Annotated in this window: 27 protein-coding genes and 1 tRNA gene; 20 read left to right on the top strand and 8 right to left on the bottom strand. The window is 56.6% G+C overall.

The window, feature by feature from the left end:
- Window positions 1-76: 76 nt before the first annotated feature.
- The gene (locus M2119_RS01700) at window positions 77-1,468 is read right to left on the bottom strand and encodes an ATP-binding protein (protein WP_280803248.1); all 1,392 of its coding nucleotides are present in this window, start codon (window positions 1,466-1,468) and stop codon (window positions 77-79) included.
- Window positions 1,465-2,142, bottom strand: coding sequence for a response regulator transcription factor (locus M2119_RS01695; protein ID WP_280803247.1), 678 nt, complete (start codon window positions 2,140-2,142; stop codon window positions 1,465-1,467). Before M2119_RS01695 ends, M2119_RS01700 begins: the two co-directional genes overlap by 4 nt.
- 122 nt (window positions 2,143-2,264) lie before the next feature.
- Between M2119_RS01695 and M2119_RS01690 the strand changes: the two genes are divergently transcribed.
- The 5 genes from M2119_RS01690 (at window position 2,265) to M2119_RS01670 (ending at window position 5,767) form a co-directional block, all read left to right on the top strand.
- Window positions 2,265-2,720, top strand: coding sequence for a hypothetical protein (locus M2119_RS01690; protein WP_280803246.1), 456 nt, complete (start codon window positions 2,265-2,267; stop codon window positions 2,718-2,720).
- Complete coding sequence (locus M2119_RS01685; protein WP_280803245.1) at window positions 2,713-3,129, top strand: hypothetical protein; 417 nt, start codon at window positions 2,713-2,715, stop codon at window positions 3,127-3,129. Before M2119_RS01690 ends, M2119_RS01685 begins: the two co-directional genes overlap by 8 nt.
- A 7-nt stretch (window positions 3,130-3,136) precedes the next feature.
- Complete coding sequence (locus tag M2119_RS01680) at window positions 3,137-4,102, top strand: FAD:protein FMN transferase (protein ID WP_280803244.1); 966 nt, start codon at window positions 3,137-3,139, stop codon at window positions 4,100-4,102.
- Entirely contained in the window at window positions 4,099-5,637 is a 1,539-nt protein-coding gene (locus M2119_RS01675) for a 2Fe-2S iron-sulfur cluster-binding protein (protein ID WP_280803243.1), read from the top strand. The genes M2119_RS01680 and M2119_RS01675 overlap by 4 nt, the downstream gene beginning before the upstream one ends.
- A 47-nt stretch (window positions 5,638-5,684) precedes the next feature.
- Window positions 5,685-5,767: transfer RNA gene (locus M2119_RS01670), tRNA-Leu, on the top strand.
- Window positions 5,768-5,838: 71 nt separating this feature from the next.
- Here the strand turns inward: M2119_RS01670 and M2119_RS01665 are convergent.
- Window positions 5,839-6,132, bottom strand: coding sequence for a helix-turn-helix domain-containing protein (locus tag M2119_RS01665; RefSeq protein WP_280803242.1), 294 nt, complete (start codon window positions 6,130-6,132; stop codon window positions 5,839-5,841).
- Window positions 6,133-6,243: 111 nt separating this feature from the next.
- Between M2119_RS01665 and M2119_RS01660 the strand changes: the two genes are divergently transcribed.
- The 6 genes from M2119_RS01660 to M2119_RS01635 all read left to right on the top strand — a co-directional run bounded on the left by M2119_RS01660 (window position 6,244) and on the right by M2119_RS01635 (window position 11,638).
- Window positions 6,244-7,395: an adenine-specific methyltransferase EcoRI family protein gene (locus M2119_RS01660; protein ID WP_280803241.1), complete on the top strand. Its 1,152-nt coding sequence runs from the start codon at window positions 6,244-6,246 to the stop codon at window positions 7,393-7,395.
- Window positions 7,392-8,558: an HNH endonuclease family protein gene (locus tag M2119_RS01655; RefSeq protein ID WP_280803240.1), complete on the top strand. Its 1,167-nt coding sequence runs from the start codon at window positions 7,392-7,394 to the stop codon at window positions 8,556-8,558. Before M2119_RS01660 ends, M2119_RS01655 begins: the two co-directional genes overlap by 4 nt.
- Window positions 8,559-8,962: 404 nt before the next feature.
- On the top strand, window positions 8,963-9,472 hold the full coding sequence (locus M2119_RS01650) for a hypothetical protein (RefSeq protein ID WP_280803239.1): 510 nt from the start codon (window positions 8,963-8,965) through the stop codon (window positions 9,470-9,472).
- Window positions 9,473-9,615: 143 nt separating this feature from the next.
- On the top strand, window positions 9,616-10,020 hold the full coding sequence (locus M2119_RS01645) for a hypothetical protein (protein ID WP_280803238.1): 405 nt from the start codon (window positions 9,616-9,618) through the stop codon (window positions 10,018-10,020).
- Window positions 10,021-10,211: 191 nt separating this feature from the next.
- Window positions 10,212-10,613: a hypothetical protein gene (locus M2119_RS01640; RefSeq protein ID WP_280803236.1), complete on the top strand. Its 402-nt coding sequence runs from the start codon at window positions 10,212-10,214 to the stop codon at window positions 10,611-10,613.
- A 65-nt stretch (window positions 10,614-10,678) separates the two neighbouring features.
- Window positions 10,679-11,638, top strand: a complete 960-nt coding sequence (locus M2119_RS01635; protein ID WP_280803235.1) for a DMT family transporter — start codon at window positions 10,679-10,681, stop codon at window positions 11,636-11,638.
- Here M2119_RS01635 and M2119_RS01630 read toward each other — a convergent pair.
- From M2119_RS01630 to M2119_RS01615, 4 genes are all read right to left on the bottom strand, one after another.
- Window positions 11,624-12,280, bottom strand: coding sequence for an HAD hydrolase-like protein (locus M2119_RS01630; protein WP_280803234.1), 657 nt, complete (start codon window positions 12,278-12,280; stop codon window positions 11,624-11,626). The two genes, M2119_RS01635 and M2119_RS01630, sit on opposite strands and share 15 nt — an antisense overlap.
- 73 nt (window positions 12,281-12,353) lie before the next feature.
- A complete protein-coding gene (gene nucS / locus M2119_RS01625; RefSeq protein WP_280803233.1) occupies window positions 12,354-13,049 on the bottom strand; it encodes an endonuclease NucS in 696 nt (231 codons plus the stop codon).
- Window positions 13,050-13,058: 9 nt separating this feature from the next.
- Window positions 13,059-13,766 carry an HAD hydrolase-like protein gene (locus M2119_RS01620; protein ID WP_280803232.1) on the bottom strand — a complete coding sequence of 236 codons (708 nt, stop codon included), beginning with the start codon at window positions 13,764-13,766 and terminating at the stop codon, window positions 13,059-13,061.
- The gene (locus M2119_RS01615; RefSeq protein WP_280803231.1) at window positions 13,763-14,566 is read right to left on the bottom strand and encodes an SDR family NAD(P)-dependent oxidoreductase; all 804 of its coding nucleotides are present in this window, start codon (window positions 14,564-14,566) and stop codon (window positions 13,763-13,765) included. The genes M2119_RS01620 and M2119_RS01615 overlap by 4 nt, the downstream gene beginning before the upstream one ends.
- Before the next feature lie 64 nt (window positions 14,567-14,630).
- Here M2119_RS01615 and M2119_RS01610 point away from each other — a divergent pair, with 64 nt between their 5' ends.
- The 7 genes from M2119_RS01610 (at window position 14,631) to M2119_RS01580 (ending at window position 20,984) form a co-directional block, all read left to right on the top strand.
- The gene (locus tag M2119_RS01610; protein ID WP_280803230.1) at window positions 14,631-16,679 is read left to right on the top strand and encodes a M13 family metallopeptidase; all 2,049 of its coding nucleotides are present in this window, start codon (window positions 14,631-14,633) and stop codon (window positions 16,677-16,679) included.
- A 23-nt stretch (window positions 16,680-16,702) separates the two neighbouring features.
- The gene (locus M2119_RS01605) at window positions 16,703-18,088 is read left to right on the top strand and encodes a glycine--tRNA ligase (protein ID WP_280803229.1); all 1,386 of its coding nucleotides are present in this window, start codon (window positions 16,703-16,705) and stop codon (window positions 18,086-18,088) included.
- Window positions 18,089-18,107: 19 nt separating this feature from the next.
- On the top strand, window positions 18,108-19,010 hold the full coding sequence (locus M2119_RS01600; RefSeq protein WP_280803228.1) for a hypothetical protein: 903 nt from the start codon (window positions 18,108-18,110) through the stop codon (window positions 19,008-19,010).
- Window positions 19,011-19,059: 49 nt separating this feature from the next.
- On the top strand, window positions 19,060-19,377 hold the full coding sequence (locus M2119_RS01595; protein WP_280803227.1) for a hypothetical protein: 318 nt from the start codon (window positions 19,060-19,062) through the stop codon (window positions 19,375-19,377).
- 2 nt (window positions 19,378-19,379) lie between these two features.
- On the top strand, window positions 19,380-19,802 hold the full coding sequence (locus M2119_RS01590) for a phage holin family protein (protein ID WP_280803226.1): 423 nt from the start codon (window positions 19,380-19,382) through the stop codon (window positions 19,800-19,802).
- Entirely contained in the window at window positions 19,792-20,109 is a 318-nt protein-coding gene (locus tag M2119_RS01585; RefSeq protein ID WP_280803225.1) for a DUF3618 domain-containing protein, read from the top strand. The genes M2119_RS01590 and M2119_RS01585 overlap by 11 nt, the downstream gene beginning before the upstream one ends.
- Before the next feature lie 86 nt (window positions 20,110-20,195).
- Window positions 20,196-20,984, top strand: coding sequence for a uroporphyrinogen-III synthase (locus tag M2119_RS01580; protein WP_280803224.1), 789 nt, complete (start codon window positions 20,196-20,198; stop codon window positions 20,982-20,984).
- On the opposite strand, the gene M2119_RS01575 is transcribed toward M2119_RS01580, so the two are convergent.
- Window positions 20,974-21,879: a rhodanese-related sulfurtransferase gene (locus tag M2119_RS01575; protein WP_280803223.1), complete on the bottom strand. Its 906-nt coding sequence runs from the start codon at window positions 21,877-21,879 to the stop codon at window positions 20,974-20,976. The genes M2119_RS01580 and M2119_RS01575 overlap by 11 nt on opposite strands.
- Before the next feature lie 80 nt (window positions 21,880-21,959).
- Here M2119_RS01575 and M2119_RS01570 point away from each other — a divergent pair, with 80 nt between their 5' ends.
- A complete protein-coding gene (locus tag M2119_RS01570) occupies window positions 21,960-22,892 on the top strand; it encodes a metal ABC transporter substrate-binding protein (protein ID WP_280803222.1) in 933 nt (310 codons plus the stop codon).
- The gene (locus M2119_RS01565; RefSeq protein WP_280803221.1) at window positions 22,889-23,656 is read left to right on the top strand and encodes a metal ABC transporter ATP-binding protein; all 768 of its coding nucleotides are present in this window, start codon (window positions 22,889-22,891) and stop codon (window positions 23,654-23,656) included. Before M2119_RS01570 ends, M2119_RS01565 begins: the two co-directional genes overlap by 4 nt.
- Window positions 23,657-23,658 lie beyond the last annotated feature (2 nt).

The raw sequence follows: 23,658 nt of genomic DNA, 5'->3' as shown, positions 1-23,658 counted from the left end.
AAATCTCCTGCTCAAATCGTACCCGGGCAGCTGTGCTCAAGCTGGATGCGCGCCGAGAGTACGCCAGTAATCTGCCTCAGTTTCGGGCGGTATCAAACGTTGCGAAGGCATCGAGACCACCCTCAGGTCGAGGACTCAGGCCTGCGTGCCCTCCGGAGGCTCGTGCGAGCTGTGCCACGATGGCCAAACCGAGTCCGCTTCCATGACGGTCAGAGTTTGCACGCCAGAACCGATCAAAAGCACGCACACACTCTTCGGGGCTCAACCCAGGGCCTTCATCGAGGACATGAACAGTCGTCTGGGAACCAGAAGGAACAATACGAATGGTGAGACGTGCACCATCCGCGCTGACAGCGAGGGCGTTATCGATGTAGTTGTCGATGATTTGTTCTGCCGCATTGGGTACTGCAATCACGGAGGCCTCGGCGGGGCCTTCATATCTCAGTGTCACGCCAGCTTCCTGAGCTAGTGCTGCCCAGTGCTCCACTCGGCCGCGCCCGACCCCCGAAAGATCAATGACTTCTCTGCGCACATGCGAAGCCTCGGTGCGGCTGAGCAGCAGCAAGCCTTCAATGAGGTTGTTGAGACGATCTGCTTCCGCTTCTGCTGCCGCAAGACGCGTTGCAGCACCGGCTGGATCGGATTCGAGAAGCTCACTTGCGCGTTCCAGCCGCAGTCGAAGTGCGGTGAGCGGTGTGCGCAATTGGTGTGATGCATCGGCGGCAAAGGTGCGCTGTTGCGCTATTAAGCTCTCCAGCCGTTCGGCCATGTCATTGAAGGATGCGGACAGTGACCGCAGTTCGCTGGTGCCGGCCCTCTCATCTGCCCGACTGCTGAGGTCCCCTGCCGCGAGTGACTCGGTTGCTTCTTGAAGCAGGCGGATCCGGCGCGTAATGGTGCCCGCAACGATATATCCAACGATCCCTGCGAGCAGTACGGCGATGAGAGCAACAATGCTGAGCAAGCTCAGCTGGTTGTTCACCGTGGTTGTTACCACCTGATCGGGGTAGGTCAGCCGGACGGCGCCGAGTACTTCAGTTCCGCTCAGAATAGGCACGGTGACATAGAGCAGCTCTTGGTTGAGTGTTGTTGAAAAGCGGTGACCGGTGCTGATTTGCCCCGAGAGAGCTTCCTGAATTTCAGGTCTATTGAGATACGACGTGCCGAGATCAACTTGATCATCGTCACTGATGACAACGGCAGTTCCGTTGTGATCCACGATAACTACTCGAGCCCCGCCAGCATCCCGGTAGTCTTTGGCGGCTGTGATGAGTTCGACATCATCGGTCACGGTTTCGGTTTCGAGAGCCTGTTCGCTCCGCCCCGCCAAGATGAAGGCATCTCGTTCGAGTGAGGTGATGATCCGGTCGTGTTCAACACTTTGCAGGTAAAAACCCAACGGGATGTCCTGGACCAGCAGGACGAGCAGCGTCACCGACATCAGCGCGGTGATGAACCGCCACTTCATGCAGGGGGGCCAAATCTAAAACCAACCCCACGGACGGATTCAATCCACAGCGGGTTGCCGAGCTTCTTTCGAATGGCAGCAATGTGTGCATCGAGTGTTTTGCTCGTGCCATACCAATTGGTGTCCCAGACATCGTGCAAAATATCGGACCGCTTGAACACGGCCCCGGCGTCACTGGAAAGGTATTCCAAGAGTTCAAACTCTTTGGGGGTGACATGGATATCCTCACCATTGAGGACGATACGTTGCGTTCGAGTGTCAATGATCAAGGCTCCGAAGACCCGCTCCGTGGGTTGCGCTGATTCCGTATCCACCGGGTTCGTCCGACGGGCAACCGCCCGGATCCGCGCGATCAGTTCACGCATTCCGAAGGGCTTCACCACATAATCGTCTGCGCCGATTTCGAGGGCCACAACGCGATCAATTTCTTCATCACGTGCGCTGACCACAATCACCGGTACCGAGGAAATTGCCCGAATTCGACGACAGACTTCTGTGCCATCCATGTCTGGTAGCCCTAAGTCCAACAGAATAATCTCCGGGTCAAAGGACGTCAGAGCATCGAGGGCATCCTGGCCGGTGACCACGTGATGAGTTTCGAAATTGGAACTGCTGAGCCCGTCGAGAAGTCCATCAGCGACCGAAGGGTCATCTTCTACAACGAGCACGCGCATGACTCCATTCTGGCTTCGCCAGCTCCCTCACGGACACAATCCACAGAACTCCCAGCAAATATTGGACGAATCTTGGATTTTCTCAGGGCATCCCTTTACTTGTCGTTTCGTAACGTGGAGGTATGAAGTCTCAACTCATGACAGCCCTCTCGATTGTGGGCGTACTCGGAACCGCGACGACAGCTATGGCCGTCAACACGGATGTTCTTGCCAACGTGGACCAGATCACCACGGGTACGGCAACAGACACACTGCTTCCAGACCCCACTGGATCCAACGCCCCGGCCTCACTCGATGCTGCCACGGCCACACCTGCTCCCAGTTCCAGCACGGATCCTTCGATCACTCCTGTGGCCCCTGGTACACCTGCACCCGGCGGAACGACGCCGAGCACCGAAAGCAATGCAGGTCAGGCCCCTGCCGTACAGGCCCCCGCAAGCCCCGTGGTGAATGGAACGACCGGTGGTTCGGGATCCCGCGTTGCCCCCGCGGCTAACACTCCTTCGTACGTTGAAGATGAAGAAGAAGATCACGATGAAGATCACGAAGAAGAGTACGAAGAAGAAGACGATGACTAAGCGCATTCACCCGGCAGAATCAGCACGCAAACTGGTTGGCGTGGCATCGGGAGTTGCTCTCGTCGGCATCGTGACGGGTTTTCAATTTTCTGCCAACGCTGAAGAGCAGGCGCAGGACGTCTCCACCTCCACCTCTTCGCCCAGCCCCGTCGCACTCGATCCCGCAACTGGTCAGCCCATTGCTCCGGAGGCCGCTCCAGAGGCAGTTCCTGCTCCTGCTGATTCCGGCACACAGAGCGCAGGTTCGGCACCTCAGGTTGCCGCTCCTGTGGAGGCTCCCGCTGCCCCGGCACCCGTCGCCCCTGCGGAGGCACCAGCACCTGCAGCGGTCGCACCAGTACCGGCTGCCCCCGTGGCGCCAGTACCGGCTGCCCCCGTCAATGGCACAACGGCAGGTTCAGGCGGATAGGAAACAATTGGTCGCGAACAATATTTCTCACGACGCCCTGCGCGCAGTTTTTACTGAAACCCATTCTGCGCCCGGGGTTCTTTCGCGACGCCACAAGATCATGGGTGGACATGGAACAATCACCCTGGTGGGTGGGAGTGAACAACTCCTCACCGACTGTTGGGCTCTCGCGGAAATGTGTGAGGAATTGTGGAGTAGGTTCCTCCCTGACAGCGATATTTCGAGGATTAATTGGTCCGAGGGGGCCCCTGTCCAGATTGCACCCCTGACAAGACAACTCATTGCTGCGATGATTGCCGGGCATGCACTTTCAGAGGGCACCTATGACCCCACACTTCTCCCTCTCGTGATTAAAGCCGGCTACACCTCTTCGGCCACAGATGCATCCCGAGTCACCACTCTCCCGGCGAGTGCACAGGCACCAGGACACCTCGAAGCCATTTCTTTTTCAGATACAGAAGTTGTTGTTCCACGGGGCACCACTCTGGATCCTGGCGGCATGGGAAAGGGAGTCGCCGCAGACGTGATCGCCCAACATGCCATGGACCACGGTGCATTCGGAGTCATGGTCGAACTTGGTGGGGACATCGTCTTGCACGGGCACGCTCCTGATGGAGTTGCCTGGCGATTGGGCGTGGAGGACCCGTTTGACTCGGGTACTCATCTCGATGTTGTGAGAATTCAACGAGGTGCGATTGTGACCTCTAGTCAGCTCAAACGTCGGTTCGGCTCTCCTGAAGCGCCGACACATCACCTCATCAACCCTGCGACTGAAATCAGTGCAGACTCACCTGTTCAGACGGTGACGGTGATTGCGTCTTCGGGAGCTCGAGCAGAGGCATTGACGAAGGCGGGGTTCCAGCGAAGCCCGCGTCTCTATCTCGATTGGCTACCCACAGTGGGTGCAGCAGGCTTTATCGTTATGGCGGATGGGTCTCATCTCACTTCCACGAATTGGAGCACCTTCGCATGAATGAACCACATATCTGGTGGTACATCACGCGTGCCAGTGCACTGATTGCCTGGGCGCTGATGACCCTTTCTGTGGTCTGGGGAATTCTGCTTTCCACCCGCGTGATGCGACGAATTGATAACCCTGCGTGGCTGCAGGATCTTCATCGCTATCTGGGCGGTATGACGCTCGTCATGGTTGCCCTGCACATGGTCACGCTCATGTTGGATGGGTGGCTCCAGTTTTCGTTGGCGGAGACGTTGGTTCCCTTCGCGACGGACTTCAAGGCCCTTCCCGTCGCCCTCGGCATTCTTGCTTTTTACTTACTGGTGGCCGTTCAGGGCTCGTCACTGATGATGAACCGCCTACCGCGCAGGTTTTGGAAAGGTCTTCACTACTCGAGTTACGCTGCTTTGGTTCTCGTTTCGATGCACGCGGGCTGGACAGGTACTGATGTCAGCGCGTGGTGGTATCGGGTCCTGGCCATTGTCCTCATTTCTGTCGCCACCATTTCTGTCATTGTGCGCATCATCACGAGTACCCGAACTCCCTCACGCCCTGCGATTGCCGCTGCAACGAAAAAACCTGTGGTCACTTCCTCTGCAACTACTCCCGTGGCAACGCGTCCCACCTCCCGAACCATGGTGGTGGCACGTGTGGAACCGGCTGCCGAGGGAGTCCTCTCGATCAGGTTGCTTCCTTTGGGCGGCGGCCAACTGCCCGTCTGGCAGCCAGGCGCCCACATCACGCTTCATCTACCCTCTGGACTGGAGCGCCAGTATTCATTGTGTGGAGATCCCGCGGAGCGCACTCATTTTGATATTGCGGTGCTCAAGACAGCAAATTCTGAGGGCGGCAGTGAATGGATTCACTCGAGCATGTCGCCCGGAATGACCCTGGAGGTCACGGGCCCACTCAATCACTTTGAGCTCGAACCCGCGAGTGAATATCTCTTCATCGCAGGTGGCATCGGCATCACCCCGATCAAAGCCATGATCGAATCTTTGCCTGAACGCCGGCAGTGGAAACTCATGTATGCCGGCAGAAGCCAGGCAACGATGGCCTTCCGGGACGAGCTTGTTGAACGATATCCCGAGCGCGTCGTGACGTACGCTTCAGACGAAGCAACCCAACCCCTCGATATCTATGCGGCTGTTGCGGGTTCCACGGCACAGGTCTATTGCTGTGGCCCTGAATCACTGATGAGCGCCGTTGCGAGTTTCGTTCCCGCCGAACGGATGCACTGTGAGCGCTTTGTTCCGCTCGTTCGTGAATCACGTGCCCCCGCCGAGGACATCACGGTGAACTGTAGGAAGAGCAAGAAGAGCTTCGTCGTACCTGCCGAGGGCAACATCCTGGAGTCCCTGGAGCAGAATGGTTTGCCGGTTCTTGGCTCGTGCCGCAAGGGAGTCTGCGGGAGTTGTGAAGTCCGGGTTGTGGAGGGACACCCCGTCCATTTGGACTCGGTCATGGACGACGCAGAGAAAGAGAAGCTTCGGATTATGTATCCCTGCGTTTCCCGCGCAGAGGGCACGCAGCTCACGCTCGACATCTAGGCTCAAATGGCGCCGAGGCCCTTCCCCGTGATAGCCTCGACCAGTTCGCGCGAGTGGCGAAATGGCAGACGCGCTGGCTTCAGGTGCCAGTGCCCGCAAGGGCGTGGGGGTTCAAGTCCCCCCTCGCGCACGAACGAAATCCCCGGTCTAAGTGGCCGGGGATTTTTCTCTGCAGAGAACCTGAGCCTTTCAGCCAGACGTTTATCCCTGGCGCGCTTTGATGAGCTCAGCTGCGGTGAGCTTGTGTGGACGTTTCGTTACCATGTCGCCGGAGAGTCCCGCAATGAGGACTCCTGGGTCAATTTCTAAAACGCTCGCAATCCGCAGCAGGGTGTGCAGGTTCGGATTGGCCCGCCCACGCTCGATCTTGCCGTAGTTAGACACGTGCATTGCAGACATGTGCGCCACATCTTCTTGGCTCAAATCCAAGCTTTCACGGCGCTCGCGAAGACGCGACCCCAGTATTTGTGCTGCCGCTGACGCAAGTGAATCCATGCCTCAAGCGTTCCGGCATCACTCACCATTAACCAGAGCTTAAAAGCCTGAGGTTTTAACGCTACTTTTAACCCCTAGCCGCGACGAAGGTCGCGGCATCTAGGGGATGCAGTGGCCAACGAAAACTTGGGTAATGCGAAGAAGGCAAAGAACGATGAGTTCTATACGCAGTTCAGCGACATTCAGAAAGAGATGAACGCCTATCTGGACTACAACCCAGATGTGTTCAGGGGAAAGACGGTTCTTTTGCCGTGTGATGACCCCGAGTGGAGCAACTTCACCAAGTACTTTGCGCAGAACTTTGAGGCGCTTGGTCTCAAGAAGCTGATCAGCACGAGCTATGCCCCGGACAGCAAACCTGATGCCATTCCTTACCAGCCCACTCTGTTTGAAATCGAGAGCCCGGGCTACGATCCGGAAAAGACTCAAACAAAGGGAAAGATCTTCACCCTGTCTAGAGACACCACAGGTGACAACGTCATCAACGTGGATGACCTTGAATGGTCCTATCTCGAAGGCGGTGGCGACTTCCGCAGCGAGGAGATCACGAAGCTGCGAGATGAAGCCGACATCATTGTGACGAATCCGCCTTTCTCGCTTTTTAGGGAGTTCTTGGCTTGGCTTGTTGAAGCTGATAAGGACTTTGTAATTATCGGGAATATGAACGCGATTACTTACAAAGAAGTGTTTCCACTTGTAAAAGAAAACAAGCTTTGGCTTGGGGCAACCAATTTCAACGTTGGCATGTATTTCTTTGTTCCCGAAAATTTTGTTTACGCATCAACGTACAAATTTGATCGTGAGATTGACGGAAAGAAAGCTAGTCGAGTTCCTGGGGTTTGCTGGTTTACAACGATTGACCATGGTCGCCGTCACGAACCACTTTCACTAATGACTGAAAAAGACAACATCAAGTTCAGTAGGCACAAAGAAGTAAGAGAACTTGGCTATTACAAGTACGAAAACTACGACGCCATTGAAGTTCCCTTCACGGATGCAATACCTACAGATTTCGAGGGGATGATGGGGGTCCCAATTACTTTCTTAGACAAGTACAGCCCAGAACAGTTTGAAATTCTTGGAATGCCTAGGTTTTTCGAAACCGCAGGAATGTCAAAAGAATTTGTTGAGGCCTATTACGCGTCAGGTCAAACCGGACAGATATCTCCGGGCCACCCCGATGCTGCCTACTATGACCGGGACAAGAGGCCTGTTGTCCCGTATAGGCGCATCTTCATCAAACACAAGCAGGTGACCAAGTGAAAACCTCTCTCAACACCTACACCGTCAAGGAACTCACAGAAGGCTTCGTCTATAACGAGCTTGAGGGTAAGGGACTCTTTGGTCTCGCTGGACGTTTGACTATTCAGCCTGAGTATCAGCGCAACTACATCTATGCCGATGGTAAGAGAGACGTTGCTGTGATTGAGTCGCTTCTCAAGGGATACCCCTTGGGTTTGATCTATTTCAACAAGGTGCACGAAGACAACCTCGAGGTGCTTGATGGCCAGCAGCGCATTACGAGCTTCGGCCGTTTCGTAAAGGGAAAGTTCGCCATCAAAGACGAACGAGGCATGGAGCAGTACTTTTCTGGTCTCCCTGAAGATAAGCAAGAGATCATTGTGAACTCCGAGATTCTTGTCTATGAATGCGAAGGCACGGAGAGCGAGATCAAGGAATGGTTTAAGACCATCAACACCGTGGGTGTTCCCTTGAACAATCAGGAATTGCTCAATGCGGTGTATTCGGGGCCTTTCGTGACGGCAGGTAAAGCGGAGTTCAGCAATAGCCAGAACTCCAACATTATGAAGTGGAGTGCTTACATCAGTGGCTCTGCACAACGCCAAGACTTTTGGGAACGTGCTCTGGAGTGGGTGAGCAAAGGCAAGGAGAACATCGGTGGCTATATGAGCCAACACCGTCATGACAAAGACATCACGGAGGTCAAGAACTACTTCACGTCCGTGATTGATTGGGTTTCTTCGGTGTTCACTGATGTGGAGAGTGAAATGCGTGGCCTGGAGTGGGGGCGACTATATGAAGAGCATCATGCCACGGCCTATAACCCTGCCAAGGTGTCCGAAGAGGTTCGTGCTCTCTATGGAGACCCTTATGTGAAGAGCAGGAAGGGTATCTGGGAATATGTGCTCGGTGGATCAACTGAGACCAAGCTCCTCGAGGTCCGAGTATTTGACGAGGCCACTAAGAAGTCAACTTATTCACAGCAAACGAAGACTGCCCAAGACGCCGGGAGTTCGAACTGCTCTCATTGTGCTTTGGGGCACGATGCTAACAAGGCCAAGATCTGGAAATTGGACGAAATGGACGCCGACCATGTGGCCGCCTGGAGCAAGGGCGGCGCCACTGTTGCAGGAAATTGTGAGTTGCTCTGCAAAACGCACAACCGCGCTAAAGGTAATCGTTAAATCTTTCGTTTGCTGATCAAGCGGACACTCACACCGTCCAGGCTCCGGGGTTCATCCACAGCTCGGGCCTGACAACAACCCTGTCAACACGGGTTGTGCAAACATGCACGCATGATGATGGCAGGCCTTCCCCGCGACAAGGACACTCGTCGATGCATGAAGGTGCTCATCGACGAGTTCCATTGGAAGTTTGTTCCTAGCTCAGGTAGGTCTGCACACTCTGCCGGGTGGTTGAGATGCCCAGGCGGTTGCCAGAGGGCCGTGTATTCAACAGCATCGAATACGGCGGTTTTTCTGTGGAATAACGCCAGGAAATGCGAACACGGATTTGGCCCAGCACGAAACCATTGGTAAATGTTGGCAAATGCCAACATTGCTGTTATTTTATTCACAGGAGGCACACCGTGACGACATATGTGTTTGATGTAGAAGTTGAGGAGATCGACCGCGAGGACGAGACCTGGATTGATTTCTTTGCCACGCAAAAATTTGAGGCTGTGTTTTCCTGGAGAGATTTTCAGACCTATCTCGATTTCGTTGTCGAAGCTCCTTCGCCACGTGAGGCAGTTGAGCTGGCACTTGACTCGATTGCACAGACTGACCTCCAGGTGGTGCGCATCGTTCTCGATCTCGTTGGCGTGCAGGACATTGCGGTTGACTACGGCGTCTCCCGGGAGACGGCACGATTATGGACTCACGGCCACCGCCGCAACGGATTTCCTCGGCGCTATACCCAAGTAGGAAATAAAAGTGCATGGGCGCGCTCTGATGTATTCGCTTGGGCTGAGAAGAATAATCTTGCCCGGCAATACGCCGAGAAACCTCTTCCTCTCGATGTTGTCGAGATTGCTAACGGCGAGTTGGCGCAGGCTCGAACGGCGAAGGAAGTCCGTCTCGCAGACATCTCTGCCTAACGATGCTTCAAAAAGTTCACTTGGCGTTGGTCTATTCGTATCGACTACGAAAATAGATATAGAACAAAGGTTCAGTTTCTGAAGGTGAACTGAGAGAATGTAAAACGCGCAGTGACGCGCATTCCACAACAAAGGAGTCCTTCGTGACCAAGCTCTCTTTCCGCACGGCAGCAGCTGTTCTTGCGATTGCCGCAACCGCAACCTTTGGCCTCGCAGCCTGCTCGTCCTCCTCGCCCACTCCAGCTGAGTCGGCTATCGGCGGGGACATCGTTGCGCCCATCGAACTGAACTACCAAGACATTGATGGCCAGACCATCGGACTTGTTGTGGGCCAGGTCATCAACATCAACTACGGCGGCATCAACGATGGCGAGATCACCGTGGATATTTCTGACCCCAAGGTTGTGAAGTATGAAGCAGCAAAGATGGAGAACGACACTCAGTTCTCCGCCGGCCTCATTGCTCTCTCGGGTGGCGAGTCGACCGTGACCTTCCTCTTTGCTGGGGAAGACCCCAAGGAACTGACAGTTCAAGTTCTCTTGAAGTAAGTTTTCTTCTTCACGAAAAGGCGCTCCGAGGGGGCGCCTTTTCGCTGTTAAGCGGGTGTGCAGGGCTTTCAGAAAACTCTCAGACTACACACAGCTAAATCCCAACTTAAACCATTGGTACAGGACTAACGTGAGTGTTACGAGCACACCCGCTCCCACACCAAGACTTCTACACCCCAGGAGAAATACTCATGATGAACCACAAGATCGCAAAGGTATCCGCCATCGCAGCACTCGCCGCCGCCGCCACATTCGGCCTCAGCGCCTGCACCACTGCAGCTGAAGACAGCTCCAGCTCCTCCTCTGAAACCAGCCAGCAAGTTGCTCCCACCATCGTGGACGTTGCAACGCTTGACGGTCAGACCATTGACATTAACAACGGAAACTTCATCGACATCACCACGGGTGACACCGATCCTGCAGACTGGACCGCTGTCCTTTCTGACCCTTCGGTTGCGACCTTCACGGAAGGGTCTACCGGAACCGCAGTGATGAACCCTGGACTCCAGGGCGCCAAGGCGGGTTCGACTACCGTCGAACTCACCAACAAGACCACCGGTGCAGTGGTGACCTTTACGGTCAACGTCAAGTAACACTGCACGGCCTCCACAAGACCGACGGCTCTCCCGAAAACGGGAGGGCCGTTAGTCTCTTAACGGTGACCACCCCTCGACACTCGCGCGTGCTGCCCGTCTGGCTAGCGTTGGTGTTAGCGGTTTCGGCGGGGGCGTTCATGACGACCCAAGCTCGGATCAATGGTCAGCTTGCCCTCGAGTTGGGTGACGGCTTTGTTGCAGCCAGTCTCTCCTTCGGATTGGGTTTCTTGGTGCTGTGCATCGTGTTGCTCGCATTCCCTCGTGGCCGCCGTGGATTCACGGCCATTCGGAACGACATTGCAGCCCGCACCATCCCGTGGTGGTTCACGCTAGCCGGTAGTGCGGGTGCCGGGTATGTGCTGTCGCAAGCCATGGTGGTCGGTGTCACGGGCGTGGCGCTGTTTACCGTCGCCGTCGTAGCAGGTTTGACCATCGGGTCTGTTCTCTTGGATCTCTGGGGTGTGGGTCCGGCGGGTAAACGCCCGCTCACTCCGCGGCGCATCATCGGTGCTGTGCTCGGTTTGATCGCAGTGATTGTGGGAGTACTTGGACAACCCGTTCAGACCAACGAGCTCTTCTTGCTCATCATGCCTCTCCTGTTTGGCGTGGCCGTGGCCTGGCAACAGGCGGCGAATGGTCGGATGACCATGACCGCCGGAACGCCCTGGACATCTACGTTCTTGAACTTTGGCGTCGGCACAGGAATTTTGCTCATCGCCACTGCCATTCACGCACTTCAGGCGGGACTGCCTACGAGCTTTCCAGGTGAGTGGTGGCTCTATCTTGGTGGACCGGTGGGGATTGTCTTTATTGCAGCCAACGCCGTGGTTGTCCGGGCGCTGGGTGTTTTGGTGTTGAGCCTGGGCACCATTGCCGGTCAGCTCGTGATGGCGGTCATCTTTGATGTGGTGAGCCCTGCAGGGCACCCCCTCGTGGAGTCAACCCTGGTGGGCACGGCAGTGATCTTCGTCGCCGTCATCGTTGCGAGTATGCCCGCTAAAAAAGTACTAGCCCAGGAGTAGTTCGCGCAGTCGGTCTGCAGAATAAACAGTCGCGATGGCGCCCTTGGCCTCTTCGGGAGAACCGTAACCCCACTCCACGATGATGGTGGGAACGTCGTGGGCGGCAGCGCCTTCCACGTCATAGATGCGGTCACCCACTAACACGGCCTGCGACACATCTGCACCTTGTGCTGTGAGTTGTGCGAGGGCATGTCCCACTACATGTGCTTTGGAGGTGCGGGCATCACTTTCTGACGCGCCGGCGATGGTGGTGAAGTAGTCCGTGAGCTCGAAGTGATCGAGAATTGCTCGTGCTTGATCTTCTGGCTTGCTCGTTGCAATGGCAAGAGGAACACCAGCATCACGTAATGATTCAAACAAGCCAATGACGCCGGGGAACACAGCAGAGTTGAACGCCCCGTCACGACGGAAGTCACGACGATAAATCTCAAGAGCTTCCTGTGCCTTATCCGCGGGGAGCCCTGCGCGCTCCTGGAGCGAAGCCAGGAGAGGTGGACCGATATAGGCCATGAATTCATCGCGGGAGGGGACCGGGAGCCCCAAAAACTTAAAAGTGTCCGTGAGAGCAGCAATGATTCCGGGAGCAGAGTCCAGGATGGTTCCATCGAGATCAAAGAGAACAGCAGACCACGTACGCGTCACTACAGAATTCATAACTTGGCAAGCTTAGGCGTGAAAGATGTGGAACGAGTTCATCTCACACAGGGAGTAGAACCTAAAACAGGCGGCCGTGGGTGTCTTCGACACCGCGCATTTCGTCATAATCCAGCACCAGTGTGCGGATACCACGGTCCTCGGCCAAGGTTTTTGCTTGTGGCTTGATTTCCTGCGCAGCGAAAACTCCGGTGACCGGTGCAAGGTGGGGATCGCGGTTCATCAGTTCGAGATAGCGCGTGAGTTGTTCCACGCCATCGATCTCTCCACGACGCTTAATTTCCACAGCAACGCTGTTGCCGTTCGCATCGCGGGCCAGAATATCTACCGGACCAATCGCGGTGAAGTATTCCCGGCGAACCAGGGTGTAGCCCTCCCCGAGGAGTTCAATCTGGGCAGCGAGCAACTCTTGCAGTTCTGCCTCAACACCGTTTTTGATCAGACCAGGATCTTCGCCGAGCTCGTGCTCAACGTCGTTGTAAATTTCATAGATGCTCACCACCAGCATGTCCGCGGTCTTCGCGTGGGTGACCCGCCAGATCTCGGTGACCCCGACATCAGCCTGATCTTTCTCAGGTTCGTGGGTGGTGAGGGAACAGGGCGGGCTCATCCAGTTCAGCGGCTTATAGGACCCACCGTCAGAGTGAATGAGCAGTGAACCGTCCTGCTTGAGCATGAGCACGCGAGTTGCCAGAGGCAGGTGTGCACTCAGCCGACCGGCATAGTCCACCGAACACTTGGCAACAACGAGACGCATAGAACGAGATTACTTCAGCAACAGCTCGAGCAATTGCTCGGCGTTGTCCACGGTGGCCATCGCCCCCGCAAATTCTTTCTCGTGCGCATATCCCCAGCGAACCAACACCGTGGGGATGCCGTTCAGCGCGGCACCGTCCGTGTCAAAATAGCGGTCCCCGATCATGAGGGCGTTTTCGCGGCCGAGCTGAGCCAGGCATTCGGCAATCACGGCAGCCTTGTCAGCTCGCGCCTCATTGCCGCCGACAATCGCGGTCATGTAGTCAGTCATGCCGTAGGCATCGCAGAGCCGCTCTGCTTCATGTTGGGGCTTGCTGGTGGCCACACCCATCGGAATACCAGCTTCATGCAGAGTCTTGAGCGAAGAGAGAATCCAGGGGAAGAGATGCTGGTCTGTTAATCCGTCGCGCTCCGACAGTGACCGATAGTACGCACGGGACTCGTCAATTCGGGCAGCGCCAATAAAACGCAGCAACGACGTTCCCGTGGGAGGACCAATCAGGTACCTCAGTTGATCATCAGGTGGGGGCGTCACACCAAAATGAACCAAGGTTTCGCGGAGCCTGCGCACAATGGCCACAGCAGAATCAAGCATCGTGCCGTCCATATCCCAGAGAATGGGTGCCCAGGGACCCTCTGTCCGCAGGATGGGACCCGGAACGTAATCCACCTCGACGGTGCGAGGTGGTTCAGAGATGTGTTCAGGATGTGCGGTCATGCCCGGAGAACTCTCTCTTCACCGATGGTGTTGCCCCCATCGACCGTGATGACCTGTCCGGTGATGTAGCTGGCACCGGGGCTTGCGAGCCAGGCCACAGCGGAGGCAACCTCAGCAGCAGTTCCACTTCGTCCGGCTGGAACGAGGAGGCCTTCGGCCGCCTCAGATTCCAGCTGGGATCCCGTGGAAATCCAGCCGGGTGCAACGGCGTTGGCGGTAATGCCATGTTCTGCTTCGTCAACCGCGAGACCACGGGTGAGTCCCACCATGCCCGCCTTGGCTGCGGCATAGCCGAGGTCACCCCGGGTTGCCATCGCGGAGCCGGACACACTCGTGATGTTAATGATGCGCCCCCACTTCGCCGAGCGCATGAAAGGGATCACAGCCTGGGTGGCGTGGAAGGCCGTGGTCAGGTTCATGGCTAGTGCGGCATTCCACTCGGCCGTGCTCATCTCGATCCCGCCCTGGGCAATGTCGGTGTCTGTGACGGTGACCATCCCGGCGTTATTGACCACAATGGTGGGCTGGGCAGCGACGTCAGCCAGTGCTGTCGATAACACAGCCGCACCAGCTTCAGTATCGAGGCGGCACACAATTCCCACGGAATCTATGCCGGCTGACTCAAGCTCCCGCACACGCTCATGAATACGCTCCGTGGTTCCCGTGATGAGGACGCGGGCCCCGAGTTGACCCAGTAGCTGCGCTGTAGCAAAGCCAATGCCTGATGCGCTGCCTGCACCAGTGACCAGAGCAGTTTTTCCGGTGAGGGAATACGTGTCAGGAAGGAGGGGGAAAGCCATAATCTCAGGCTACCTCTCAGCGAACACGCACGTGTCAGAGTCGTGTGACTTCTAGGCTGGTGGCATGAGCAATGACAGTGCCCTCTCCGGAATCGACATCACCGAACTCGATGAGAAAGTTCGTCCCCAAGACGACCTCTACCGTCACGTGAATGGGAAGTGGGAAGCCCGCACACCCATCCCGTCCGACAAGGCACGCTATGGCTCTTTTCATATCCTTGCCGAAGAGGCCGAAAAGGCCGTCCGAGACATCATTGTTGAAGGCCAGCAAGCTCCCGAAGGGTCGCAGCAGCGCACAGTGGGCGACCTCTACACCAGCTTCATGGACACCGAACTGATCGAGTCCCTCGGCGTCGCCCCCATCGAGTCGCAACTGGCCGTGGCCAGCAACGTCGCCACCATTTCGCAACTCCTCGATACTGTCGCTCGCTTGGAACGGCATGGTGTCGGCGGATTCGTGAACGTGTTTGTCGACAACGACCCCGGTAACCCTGAGCGGTACCTCGTCTTCGCCGAACAGGGTGGTCTGAGCCTGCCCGATGAGAGCTACTACCGCGACGAGAAGTTTGCCTCTGCACGTGAAGCGTATGTGGGCCACATCCAGCGCATGTTTGAACTCACCGAAGAACTCCTGCCCACCACCGCAGGACTCGACAGCGCTGCTGTGCGAGCTCAGCGAGTGTTTGATCTCGAGACCGCGCTCGCGGCAGCGCACTGGGACAACGTGCGCACCCGTGACTCTGTCGCCACCTACAACCCCATGACCTGGGCTGAGGTCTGTGCGCTCGTCGCACGTGGCGCGACATCGAGCATCGAGCTCGAGGCTGTCACTGGGTCCAACCCGGACGAGCATGTGGCAGATCTGGACCTGTGGCTCACTGCCCTCGAGGCACCTGCGGGCGCTTTCGAAACTGTCGTGGTGCGCGAACCCAGTTTCCTCGAAGGTCTCGGTGCGCTGCTCACGCAGGAGCACCTCGAGGCCTGGCGTGATTGGCTGAGCTGGAATGTCATTCACTCGGCAGCACCATTCTTGCCGGCAGCTTTTGTTGCAGAGAACTTCGACTTCTACGGCCGCACCCTGACCGGCACCCCCGAGCAGCGCGAACGCTGGAAGCGCGGTGTTTCCCTCGTCGAAGGCTCGATGGGCGAGGCAGTGGGACGGGTGTATGTGGAGCGTCATTTCCCAGAGAACGCGAAAGCCGAAATGGATGTCCTGGTGGCCAACCTCATCGAGGCCTACCGCGAATCCATTACCAACCTCGAGTGGATGAGTGCAGAAACCCGTGGACGTGCACTCCACAAGCTGGACAAGTTCACTCCTAAGGTGGGCTACCCCGTGAAGTGGCGGGACTATTCCGCTCTGGTCGTGAGCCCCACCGATCTGGTGGGCAACATGCGCCGTGTTGCCGAGTTCGAGTTTGCTCGCGAGCTGGGCAAGATTGGCAAGCCCATTGATCGTGATGAGTGGTTTATGACCCCGCAGACCGTCAACGCGTATTACAACCCCGGATTCAACGAGATTGTGTTCCCTGCGGCCATCTTGCAGCCCCCGTTCTTCCACCCCGACTGGGACGATGCGGCCAACTATGGCTCCATTGGAGCCGTCATTGGCCACGAGATTGGCCACGGATTTGATGACCAAGGCTCCCGCTTTGATGGTGATGGCTTGCTCACCGATTGGTGGACGGAGGCAGACCGCACCGCATTTGAGAAGCGCACGAAGTCTCTGATTGACCAATACAACGAACTCTCCCCCAAGCAGGTGCCTGGCCACTTCGTCAACGGTGAACTCACCATTGGTGAAAACATCGGTGACCTGGGTGGTTTGGCCATCGCGTGGAAGGCCTACCTCATCTCCCTCAACGGCCAGGAGCCGCCAGTGATGGAGGGTCTAACTGGAGCACAACGCTTCTTCCTCAGCTGGGCTCAGTCCTGGCAGCAGAAGGGCCGCGATGAAGAGGTGATTCGCCTCCTCGCGATTGACCCACATTCACCCAACGAATTCCGTTGCAACCAAATCATTCGCAACATTGATGCTTTCTATGACGCTTTCGATGTTCAGCCCGCGGATGAACACTGGCTTGACGCGGACAAGCGCGTCAGCATCTGGTAGTCCGTTCAGTAGAATTGCTCGTTATGGCCCCCACCACTCGTCTTGACTCTGTAATCGCCCTCGCCCAGCACCGCGGCTTTGTTTTCCAAGCCGGTGAAATCTATGGCGGATCGCGTTCTGCGTGGGATTACGGCCCCTTGGGTGTTGCCCTCAAGGAGAACATTAAGAAGCAATGGTGGAATTTCATGGTTCAGCGCCGTGACGATGTTGTCGGCCTGGATTCTTCCGTCATTCTTCCCCGCAAGGTGTGGGAAGCATCCGGTCACGTCGAGGTCTTCTCTGACCCCCTCGTTGAGTGCACCAGTTGCCACAAGCGCCACCGAGAGGACCACCTCATCGAGGCATTCGAAGAGCGCAAGGGCCGCGCTCCCGAAGGTGGTCTAGCTGGTGTTCCCTGCCCCGACTGTGGTGTGCGTGGCGCATGGACCGAACCTAAGCCTTTCTCGGGTTTGCTCAAGACCTACCTCGGCCCCGTAGCTGAAGAAGCAGGGATGCACTACCTGCGCCCCGAAACCGCTCAAGGCATCTTCGTGAACTTTGCCAACGTGCTCCAGGCAGCACGCATGAAGCCGCCCTTTGGTATTGGCCAGATCGGCAAGAGCTTCCGTAACGAGATCACGCCGGGAAACTTCATCTTCCGCACCCGTGAATTTGAGCAGATGGAGATGGAATTCTTCGTTGAGCCCGGAACGGACGAAGAGTGGCACCAGTACTGGATTGACCTGCGCTTCAATTGGTACGTCGAGCTGGGTATTGATCCTGAAAATCTGCGACTTTACGAACACGCCAAAGAGAAGCTCTCGCACTACTCCAAGCGCACCGTGGACATCGAGTACCGCTTCGGTTTTCAAAGTGGCGAGTTCGGTGAACTTGAAGGTATTGCAAACCGCACTGACTTCGACCTCAAGACTCACTCGGAGCACTCGGGCAAGGACCTCTCCTACTTCGACCAGAACAAGAACGAGCGGTGGACCCCCTACGTCATCGAGCCGGCGGCTGGTTTGACGCGATCCCTCATGGCATTCCTCGTGGACGCCTATGTGGAGGAAGAAGTTCCTAATGCCAAGGGCGGCACCGACAAGCGCACCGTGCTGAAGTTGGATCCACGTCTCGCTCCCATCAAGGCAGCAGTGCTTCCCCTTTCTCGTAATGAACAGCTCTCACCACTAGCCAAGGAACTGGCTGCCGAACTGCGTCTGTCCTGGAACATCGACTTCGATGACTCGGGTGCTATCGGCCGTCGTTACCGTCGCCAGGATGAAATCGGAACGCCATTCTGCATCACCGTGGACTTCGAAACCCTCGAAGACAAGGCCGTCACCGTTCGCCACCGTGACACCATGTCGCAGGAACGTATCCTCATCGAGGACCTGCACATGTATCTTGCGTTGGCACTCAAGGGTGCCTAAAGCCTGACGGCTTCGCACCATGGCAGCACGGAAAGCGGCAACGCCCCGCACGGATGTGTTGGTTATTGGGAGCGACCTCTCCGCCTTTATTGCGGCCATTGAGAGCGCCCGGATTGGCCTCAAGGTTGAGCTGTGGATTCCGAAAGATGCACAGCTGGATGGACCTGCCCGGTTCTCCAATCGAGACGGTATCGTCGCGGCGATACTGACAGATTTGGGCGTGCCTTTCGACGTCGTCATTCCGGCGGAGGGTGAAGCAGAGCTCTGTGGGATCCCGGCAAACCCCTTTTCGCAGCGGGTGCGAGCAGCAGTGGGGTGGCGTGGTGCGTGGCGGGTCTATCGCGACCGCGTCAAACCGGTGTTGACCATCGGAAATGAAACGAACCTCGGCAAGTTGGTTCGCACCCGGTTGGGGGAGGCTGCACTACAGAAGCTCGTGAACCCTGTGACCCTCGAGCGCTATGGGCTCCCCGCAGAGGAACTCGCTGTGGACGCGGTTGCGCCGGGCCTCGTGCAGGCAATGACGCGCGGTGGTTCCTTGAGCAACGGTGTTGTTGAGTTGATGGTTGCTGATCCTCGGTGCGTCCAGACAGTGGTTGTCCCCGGTGGCCTCGAAGAAATAACTTTGGCAGCTCGTGCGCGTCTGGAATACTTCTCTGGCACCGTCATTCGCGTGAGCGACCCAACCAAGAAACTGGCATCGGGGTATCACGCGGCACGCATCGTGTTGGCAGACTTTGGAGACGTCGATCTCCCGGAGGGCCTTGACCCACAGTTGGTGGGTGAGGTCGGTATGTCGACTGAATTACCCGGTTTGGAGCGCGCAATTCCCGCTTCCCAATTGTCCGCTCTGCATATGCGACGCCTGCTTTTCAGTGACCCTGAGAAACCTCCCGTTGGGACTCTCAGCTTCGAGGGCTAGGCTAGAGAAGCAACATATGCGATTTTCGACATATTGAACGGAAGAAACCATGAGGGGCAAGTTCCTTTTCATTCTCGGCCTAGCCATTGGCTACGTCTTTGGCACACGTGCCGGACGTAAGCGCTATGAGCAGATTAAGTCTGCAGCGCAAAACATCTGGGAGTCCGAACCCGTTCAGTGGTCGGTCAAGCAGGCACAGGACGCCGTTGGCGACGTCGCTGAAGAAGCGCTGACGGCTGCAAAGCGTGTCATCCACCAGGTCACCGGGGAGAAGCCTGCGAAGAAGGCACCCGCCAAGAAGCCTGCGGCCAAAATAGCACCCAAGCCTGCAGCACGCACGGCAGCAGCCAAGCCTGCTGCGGAGTAGTCATGTCGAATACCGCTGGCAAACCTGAAAAGGAGAACGCAGAGCGTTCCCTCTTTGCATTGCTGCGCGACCTTCCGGGCATCCTGATGGAACTGCTGCGTGCTGAGTTTGAGCAGTTCAAACGTGAGATGGCTCGCAAGCTCAAGAACCTCGGTCTGGGCACTCTCCTGCTCATCATCGCTCTTGTGTTGGTGACGTTCCTCACCTTTACGCTTCTGCTCGCAGCGATCTACGCACTCGCGCTTGTTGTTCCCACGTGGGCGGCAGCACTGATTGTCTCTGCCGCCTTGATTGTGATCATTGTCGCGCTCGTGGGCGCCGCCGTTGCGCTGTTCAAGAAGGGCAGCCCTCCGCTTCCCACAGAAACATTTGACAGCGTTGTGGCAGATGCCCGCGCATTCGCGGGGGACGACGATGAGTTCTAATCCAACACGACTGAAAAAAGTCAGCGAGGATGATTTCTTCACTGAGCCTTCCTACGTTTCCACTCTGAATAACGCACAGCTTCAGGAGCACCTTCTCGAAACGCGCGCAAAGTTGACGTCGACGCTCGATCAGCTCGAAGACAAGGCAGATATTCCGAAGCAAGTTGGCAAGGCGAAAGTTCGCCTCCAGGCACGCTTCCGGGTGATGAAAGAAGAGCAACCACTTCTCCTCCTCGGCATTGGTGTGGGCGCGGTTGCGCTTGCCGGCGTCATCATCGCCGGCGTATTCCGTTCTGGTCGTCGATAACCTTTTGATTACGGTCGGCCATTAATGGGCCGATTCTGCACTTCTCAGTTTGTTGTCTAGACAAACAGTCGGTGACAATAGAGGCGATGTCATTTACCTCTCCAATTGAGACGCGCCCTCTCTATGGGCACCGCGTGCTTGTGCCACGTGGTGGGCCCTGGGGTGATTCTGTTGCATCCGCTTTACGGACACAGGGTGCTTCTGCGGTGATCGCTCCGATGATCAACTTTGCGGCAACCGACGATGCACCTGCACTCGAGGCCGCACTCAAGTCTCTTGCGGCGGGAGAGTTCGACTGGGTCACGTTGACCTCTGCCACCACAGTGGATGTGTTGATGGCCCACAACGTCGTCATTCCTTCGACCACCAAAGTTGCCTGCGTGGGTGAAACCACTGCCACGGCCCTCGCTGCTGCGGGGTACAAAGCAGACCTCGCACCCAGTGACGACAACACTGCTCACGGTCTGCTGGAGATGTGGACAGCAGCGACAGGTGGCAAGATTCCCCTCAAAGTTCTGACTTTGCGTTCGCAGATTGCAGTTCCGGTTCTCACCGAGGGTCTCATTCGTATTGGTCACACCGTGCAGTCCGTTGTGGCCTATCGTTCGGTCAGCGTGGAGCTCTCCGATGGCGTCATCGCGGATGTCCGCAGCGGAAAGATTACAGACATCCTGGTGACCTCGGGTTCGGTGGCAGAGCAAATCTCGCTGCAGATTGGGGACATCCCCGAGCAGTCCCTCGTGGCCGCTATCGGCCCTCGCACGGCCAAAGACGCACACGCGTCTGGTTTGCGCATCGATGCCATTGCACCGGATATCAAAATCGAATCCATGGTCGACCTCTTAGTCGACCGCGCCGCCCAGGCTAAGCGCTAACTACTGCGTGCTCTTCGCAGTACACAGGTACTGTTGAGCACTCTTCGCAGACAACCATCTGCTCCCGGCACGACTTGTCGACACAGTTGATCATGTGGTTCGACTTCGTCCCGCAGCTCACGCAGGTGCCAAGGAGCTTCGCGTCGGGAGCGAAGTCCATCGAGATGCGCTTGTCAAAGACGTAGAGTGAACCCTCCCAGAGACCGTCGTTTCCCCGAGCTTCGCCATAGCGAACGATGCCACCATCAATTTGGTAAATCTCTTTAAAGCCACGGGCTTTCATGATGGGGGTGAGGATCTCACAGCGAATGCCACCGGTGCAGTAGGTGACGATGGGCTTGTCCTTGATGTGGTCGTACTTTCCGCTTTCTAATTCACGCACGAAGTCGTGAGTGGTCTTGACGTCGGGAATGATGGCGTTCTTGAAACGACCAATCTCTGCTTCCCACGCGTTACGTCCGTCGAAGAAGACAACGTCTTCGCCTCGTTCTTCCACGAGGGCATCAAGTTCATGCGGCTTGAGTTTCTTCCCGCCACCGACAATTCCCTTGTGGTTGACTTCGATTTCTTCAGGTACACCGAAGGCCACAATCTCGGGACGAGCCTTGACGCTGAGGCGAGGGAAATCGAGGCTGAGACCGTTTTCATCCAGACCGGTTCCATCGCTCCACTTGGCGTCCATTTTCTTGAAGCCGGGGTATTCCTTGGTTTTGCGCAGGTACATCTTGACGTCGTCGATGTCTCCACCGACGGTTCCGTTGATGCCGTGCGTCGAAATAAGGATCCGTCCGCGCAGGTTCAAGCCTTCACACAGGTCGCGCTGCCACAAGCGCACGGCCTCGGGGTCTGCTACGGGAGCGAATGCGTAATACAGAAGAACTTTGGGAACTGCCATGTCTCTAAGGGTACGCGCCCTGCGCACCGTCCGCACTATCCATATTGACAATCATTATCAATAAGGAATAGGTTCGCAGAGTGAAGAAACTTGTTCTGTTCCTGGCGTTGGCGCTGTCGACCATTAGTTTGACCGCGTGTGGTGCCACGCCGGTGGCCGGAGACGGCCTGGCCGTCGTCGCCACCACCACCCAAGTAACCGAATTCACCCAGGCCGTTGTCGGTGATACGGGCACGGTGACAGGGCTGATTCAACCGAACCAGAGTGCACATTCCTTTGACCCCTCTGCCAAGCAGCTGCTCGAGCTGTCTCAGGCAGCTGCCGTGGTGATGAATGGTGCAGAGCTTGAACCGTGGTTGGAAGACGCGTTGACCGCAGCGAACTTCCAGGGAGTTCTCATCGACGCATCTCAGGGGATTCCTCTGATAGAGAAAGACCCCCACGTCTGGACCGCACCGCTTAACGCAGAACAGATGGTCACCACCATCAGTGCCGGTTTAGCCACCGTGCCTGGAGTAGACGCCCAACAGAAGGCAGAGCTCACGGTCAATGCTGAGAACTACAACCTCCAACTCGCGGCACTCGATGAGTGGATTCTGGCCAACCTTGAACAGGTTCCTTCCGAAGAACGACTGCTGGTCACCAACCACGATGCGTTCACCTACTTCGTCGATGCCTACGACATCACCTTCCTGGGCTCGATCATTCCCAGTTTTGATGACAACGCAGAGCCCAGTGCAGCGGAGCTGGATCAGCTCATTGAGCTGATCCAAAGTTCCGGTGCCACGGCGATCTTCTCGGAAGCTTCGATCTCCCCCAAGTTGGCAGAAACCATCGCTGCGGAAGCAGGAGTGAAGGTCTACTCGGGTGATGACGCGCTGTATTCGGATTCACTCGGGGTGGCGGGATCCAATGGAGAGACCTACATCACCGCCACGATTCACAACGTCACGATGTTGATGGCGAGCTGGGGTTATCCCGTTCTTCCCCTCCCTACGGAGTTGCAGTCATGAGAAATATCTCCACTCCAGCGCTGGCCATTCGTGGTGGCGCATTGAGTTACGGCACGACCACCGCTCTGACCGATATCGACATCACCGTTATGCCCGGTGAAGCAATGGCGTTGATTGGTCCTAATGGTTCCGGTAAGTCGACCCTGCTCAAGGGAGTCTTGGGGCTCATTCCTCTGGTGGAAGGAACCATGACTTTTGGCGAGAGTGCAGGCGCTGACACGGGCATTGGGTATCTTCCCCAGACCGAACACATCGACCCTGAGTTCCCGGTGTCCCTCAAGCAGGTCGTCATGATGGGGCGCTATCGCAAGCTTGGCCTCTTCACTTTTCCGGGCAAAGCAGATCGCCACGCGGTGAAGAAAGCTATTGCGGATGTGGGATTGACGAATGTGGCGAACAAGCGATTTGGTTCCCTCTCCGGCGGCCAGCAGCAGCGCGGTTTCCTTGCCCGCGCATTAGCGTCGGAGCCTGGACTGTTGTTGTTGGACGAGCCGTTCAACGGCCTCGACCAGCCCAACCGTGATGCGCTCCTCCAGACAATTCGGGAGCTCAAAGCAGCTGGCGTCGGCATTATCGTGACAACGCATGATCTCGACCTGGCCCGAGAAGTCTGTGACACCGTGTTATTTGTCAATGGCCGACAGATTGCCTTTGGGCCCAAGGATGACGTTCTCACCTTGGCTAATCTGCAAGAGGTCTTCAGTGACTTCCAGGTGGAAATCGACGAACACACTGTTGTGGTGCCCGGACACGAAGGTCACTAAAC

The organism is Aurantimicrobium minutum, assembly GCF_029894165.1.
Classification (GTDB): domain Bacteria; phylum Actinomycetota; class Actinomycetes; order Actinomycetales; family Microbacteriaceae; genus Aurantimicrobium; species Aurantimicrobium minutum_A.
The sequence above is the reverse complement of the archived record's forward strand: the minus strand, read 5'-3'. Positions and strand labels throughout refer to the sequence as shown.

Bases quoted from the DNA above. Each gene is read 5' to 3' on its own strand.
- M2119_RS01615 (WP_280803231.1), bottom strand. From the start codon at position 14,566: ATGGCTTTCCCCCTCCTTCCTGACACGTATTCCCTCACCGGAAAAACT.
- M2119_RS01600 (WP_280803228.1), top strand. From the start codon at position 18,108: ATGGCAGCACGGAAAGCGGCAACGCCCCGCACGGATGTGTTGGTTATT.
- M2119_RS01665 (WP_280803242.1), bottom strand. From the start codon at position 6,132: ATGGATTCACTTGCGTCAGCGGCAGCACAAATACTGGGGTCGCGTCTT.
- M2119_RS01700 (WP_280803248.1), bottom strand. From the start codon at position 1,468: ATGAAGTGGCGGTTCATCACCGCGCTGATGTCGGTGACGCTGCTCGTC.
- M2119_RS01595 (WP_280803227.1), top strand. From the start codon at position 19,060: ATGAGGGGCAAGTTCCTTTTCATTCTCGGCCTAGCCATTGGCTACGTC.
- M2119_RS01640 (WP_280803236.1), top strand. From the start codon at position 10,212: ATGATGAACCACAAGATCGCAAAGGTATCCGCCATCGCAGCACTCGCC.
- nucS (WP_280803233.1), bottom strand. From the start codon at position 13,049: ATGCGTCTCGTTGTTGCCAAGTGTTCGGTGGACTATGCCGGTCGGCTG.
- M2119_RS01620 (WP_280803232.1), bottom strand. From the start codon at position 13,766: ATGACCGCACATCCTGAACACATCTCTGAACCACCTCGCACCGTCGAG.
- M2119_RS01585 (WP_280803225.1), top strand. From the start codon at position 19,792: ATGAGTTCTAATCCAACACGACTGAAAAAAGTCAGCGAGGATGATTTC.
- M2119_RS01605 (WP_280803229.1), top strand. From the start codon at position 16,703: ATGGCCCCCACCACTCGTCTTGACTCTGTAATCGCCCTCGCCCAGCAC.
- M2119_RS01695 (WP_280803247.1), bottom strand. From the start codon at position 2,142: ATGCGCGTGCTCGTTGTAGAAGATGACCCTTCGGTCGCTGATGGACTT.
- M2119_RS01610 (WP_280803230.1), top strand. From the start codon at position 14,631: ATGAGCAATGACAGTGCCCTCTCCGGAATCGACATCACCGAACTCGAT.
- M2119_RS01580 (WP_280803224.1), top strand. From the start codon at position 20,196: ATGTCATTTACCTCTCCAATTGAGACGCGCCCTCTCTATGGGCACCGC.
- M2119_RS01565 (WP_280803221.1), top strand. From the start codon at position 22,889: ATGAGAAATATCTCCACTCCAGCGCTGGCCATTCGTGGTGGCGCATTG.
- M2119_RS01590 (WP_280803226.1), top strand. From the start codon at position 19,380: ATGTCGAATACCGCTGGCAAACCTGAAAAGGAGAACGCAGAGCGTTCC.
- M2119_RS01675 (WP_280803243.1), top strand. From the start codon at position 4,099: ATGAATGAACCACATATCTGGTGGTACATCACGCGTGCCAGTGCACTG.
- M2119_RS01685 (WP_280803245.1), top strand. From the start codon at position 2,713: ATGACTAAGCGCATTCACCCGGCAGAATCAGCACGCAAACTGGTTGGC.
- M2119_RS01690 (WP_280803246.1), top strand. From the start codon at position 2,265: ATGAAGTCTCAACTCATGACAGCCCTCTCGATTGTGGGCGTACTCGGA.
- M2119_RS01575 (WP_280803223.1), bottom strand. From the start codon at position 21,879: ATGGCAGTTCCCAAAGTTCTTCTGTATTACGCATTCGCTCCCGTAGCA.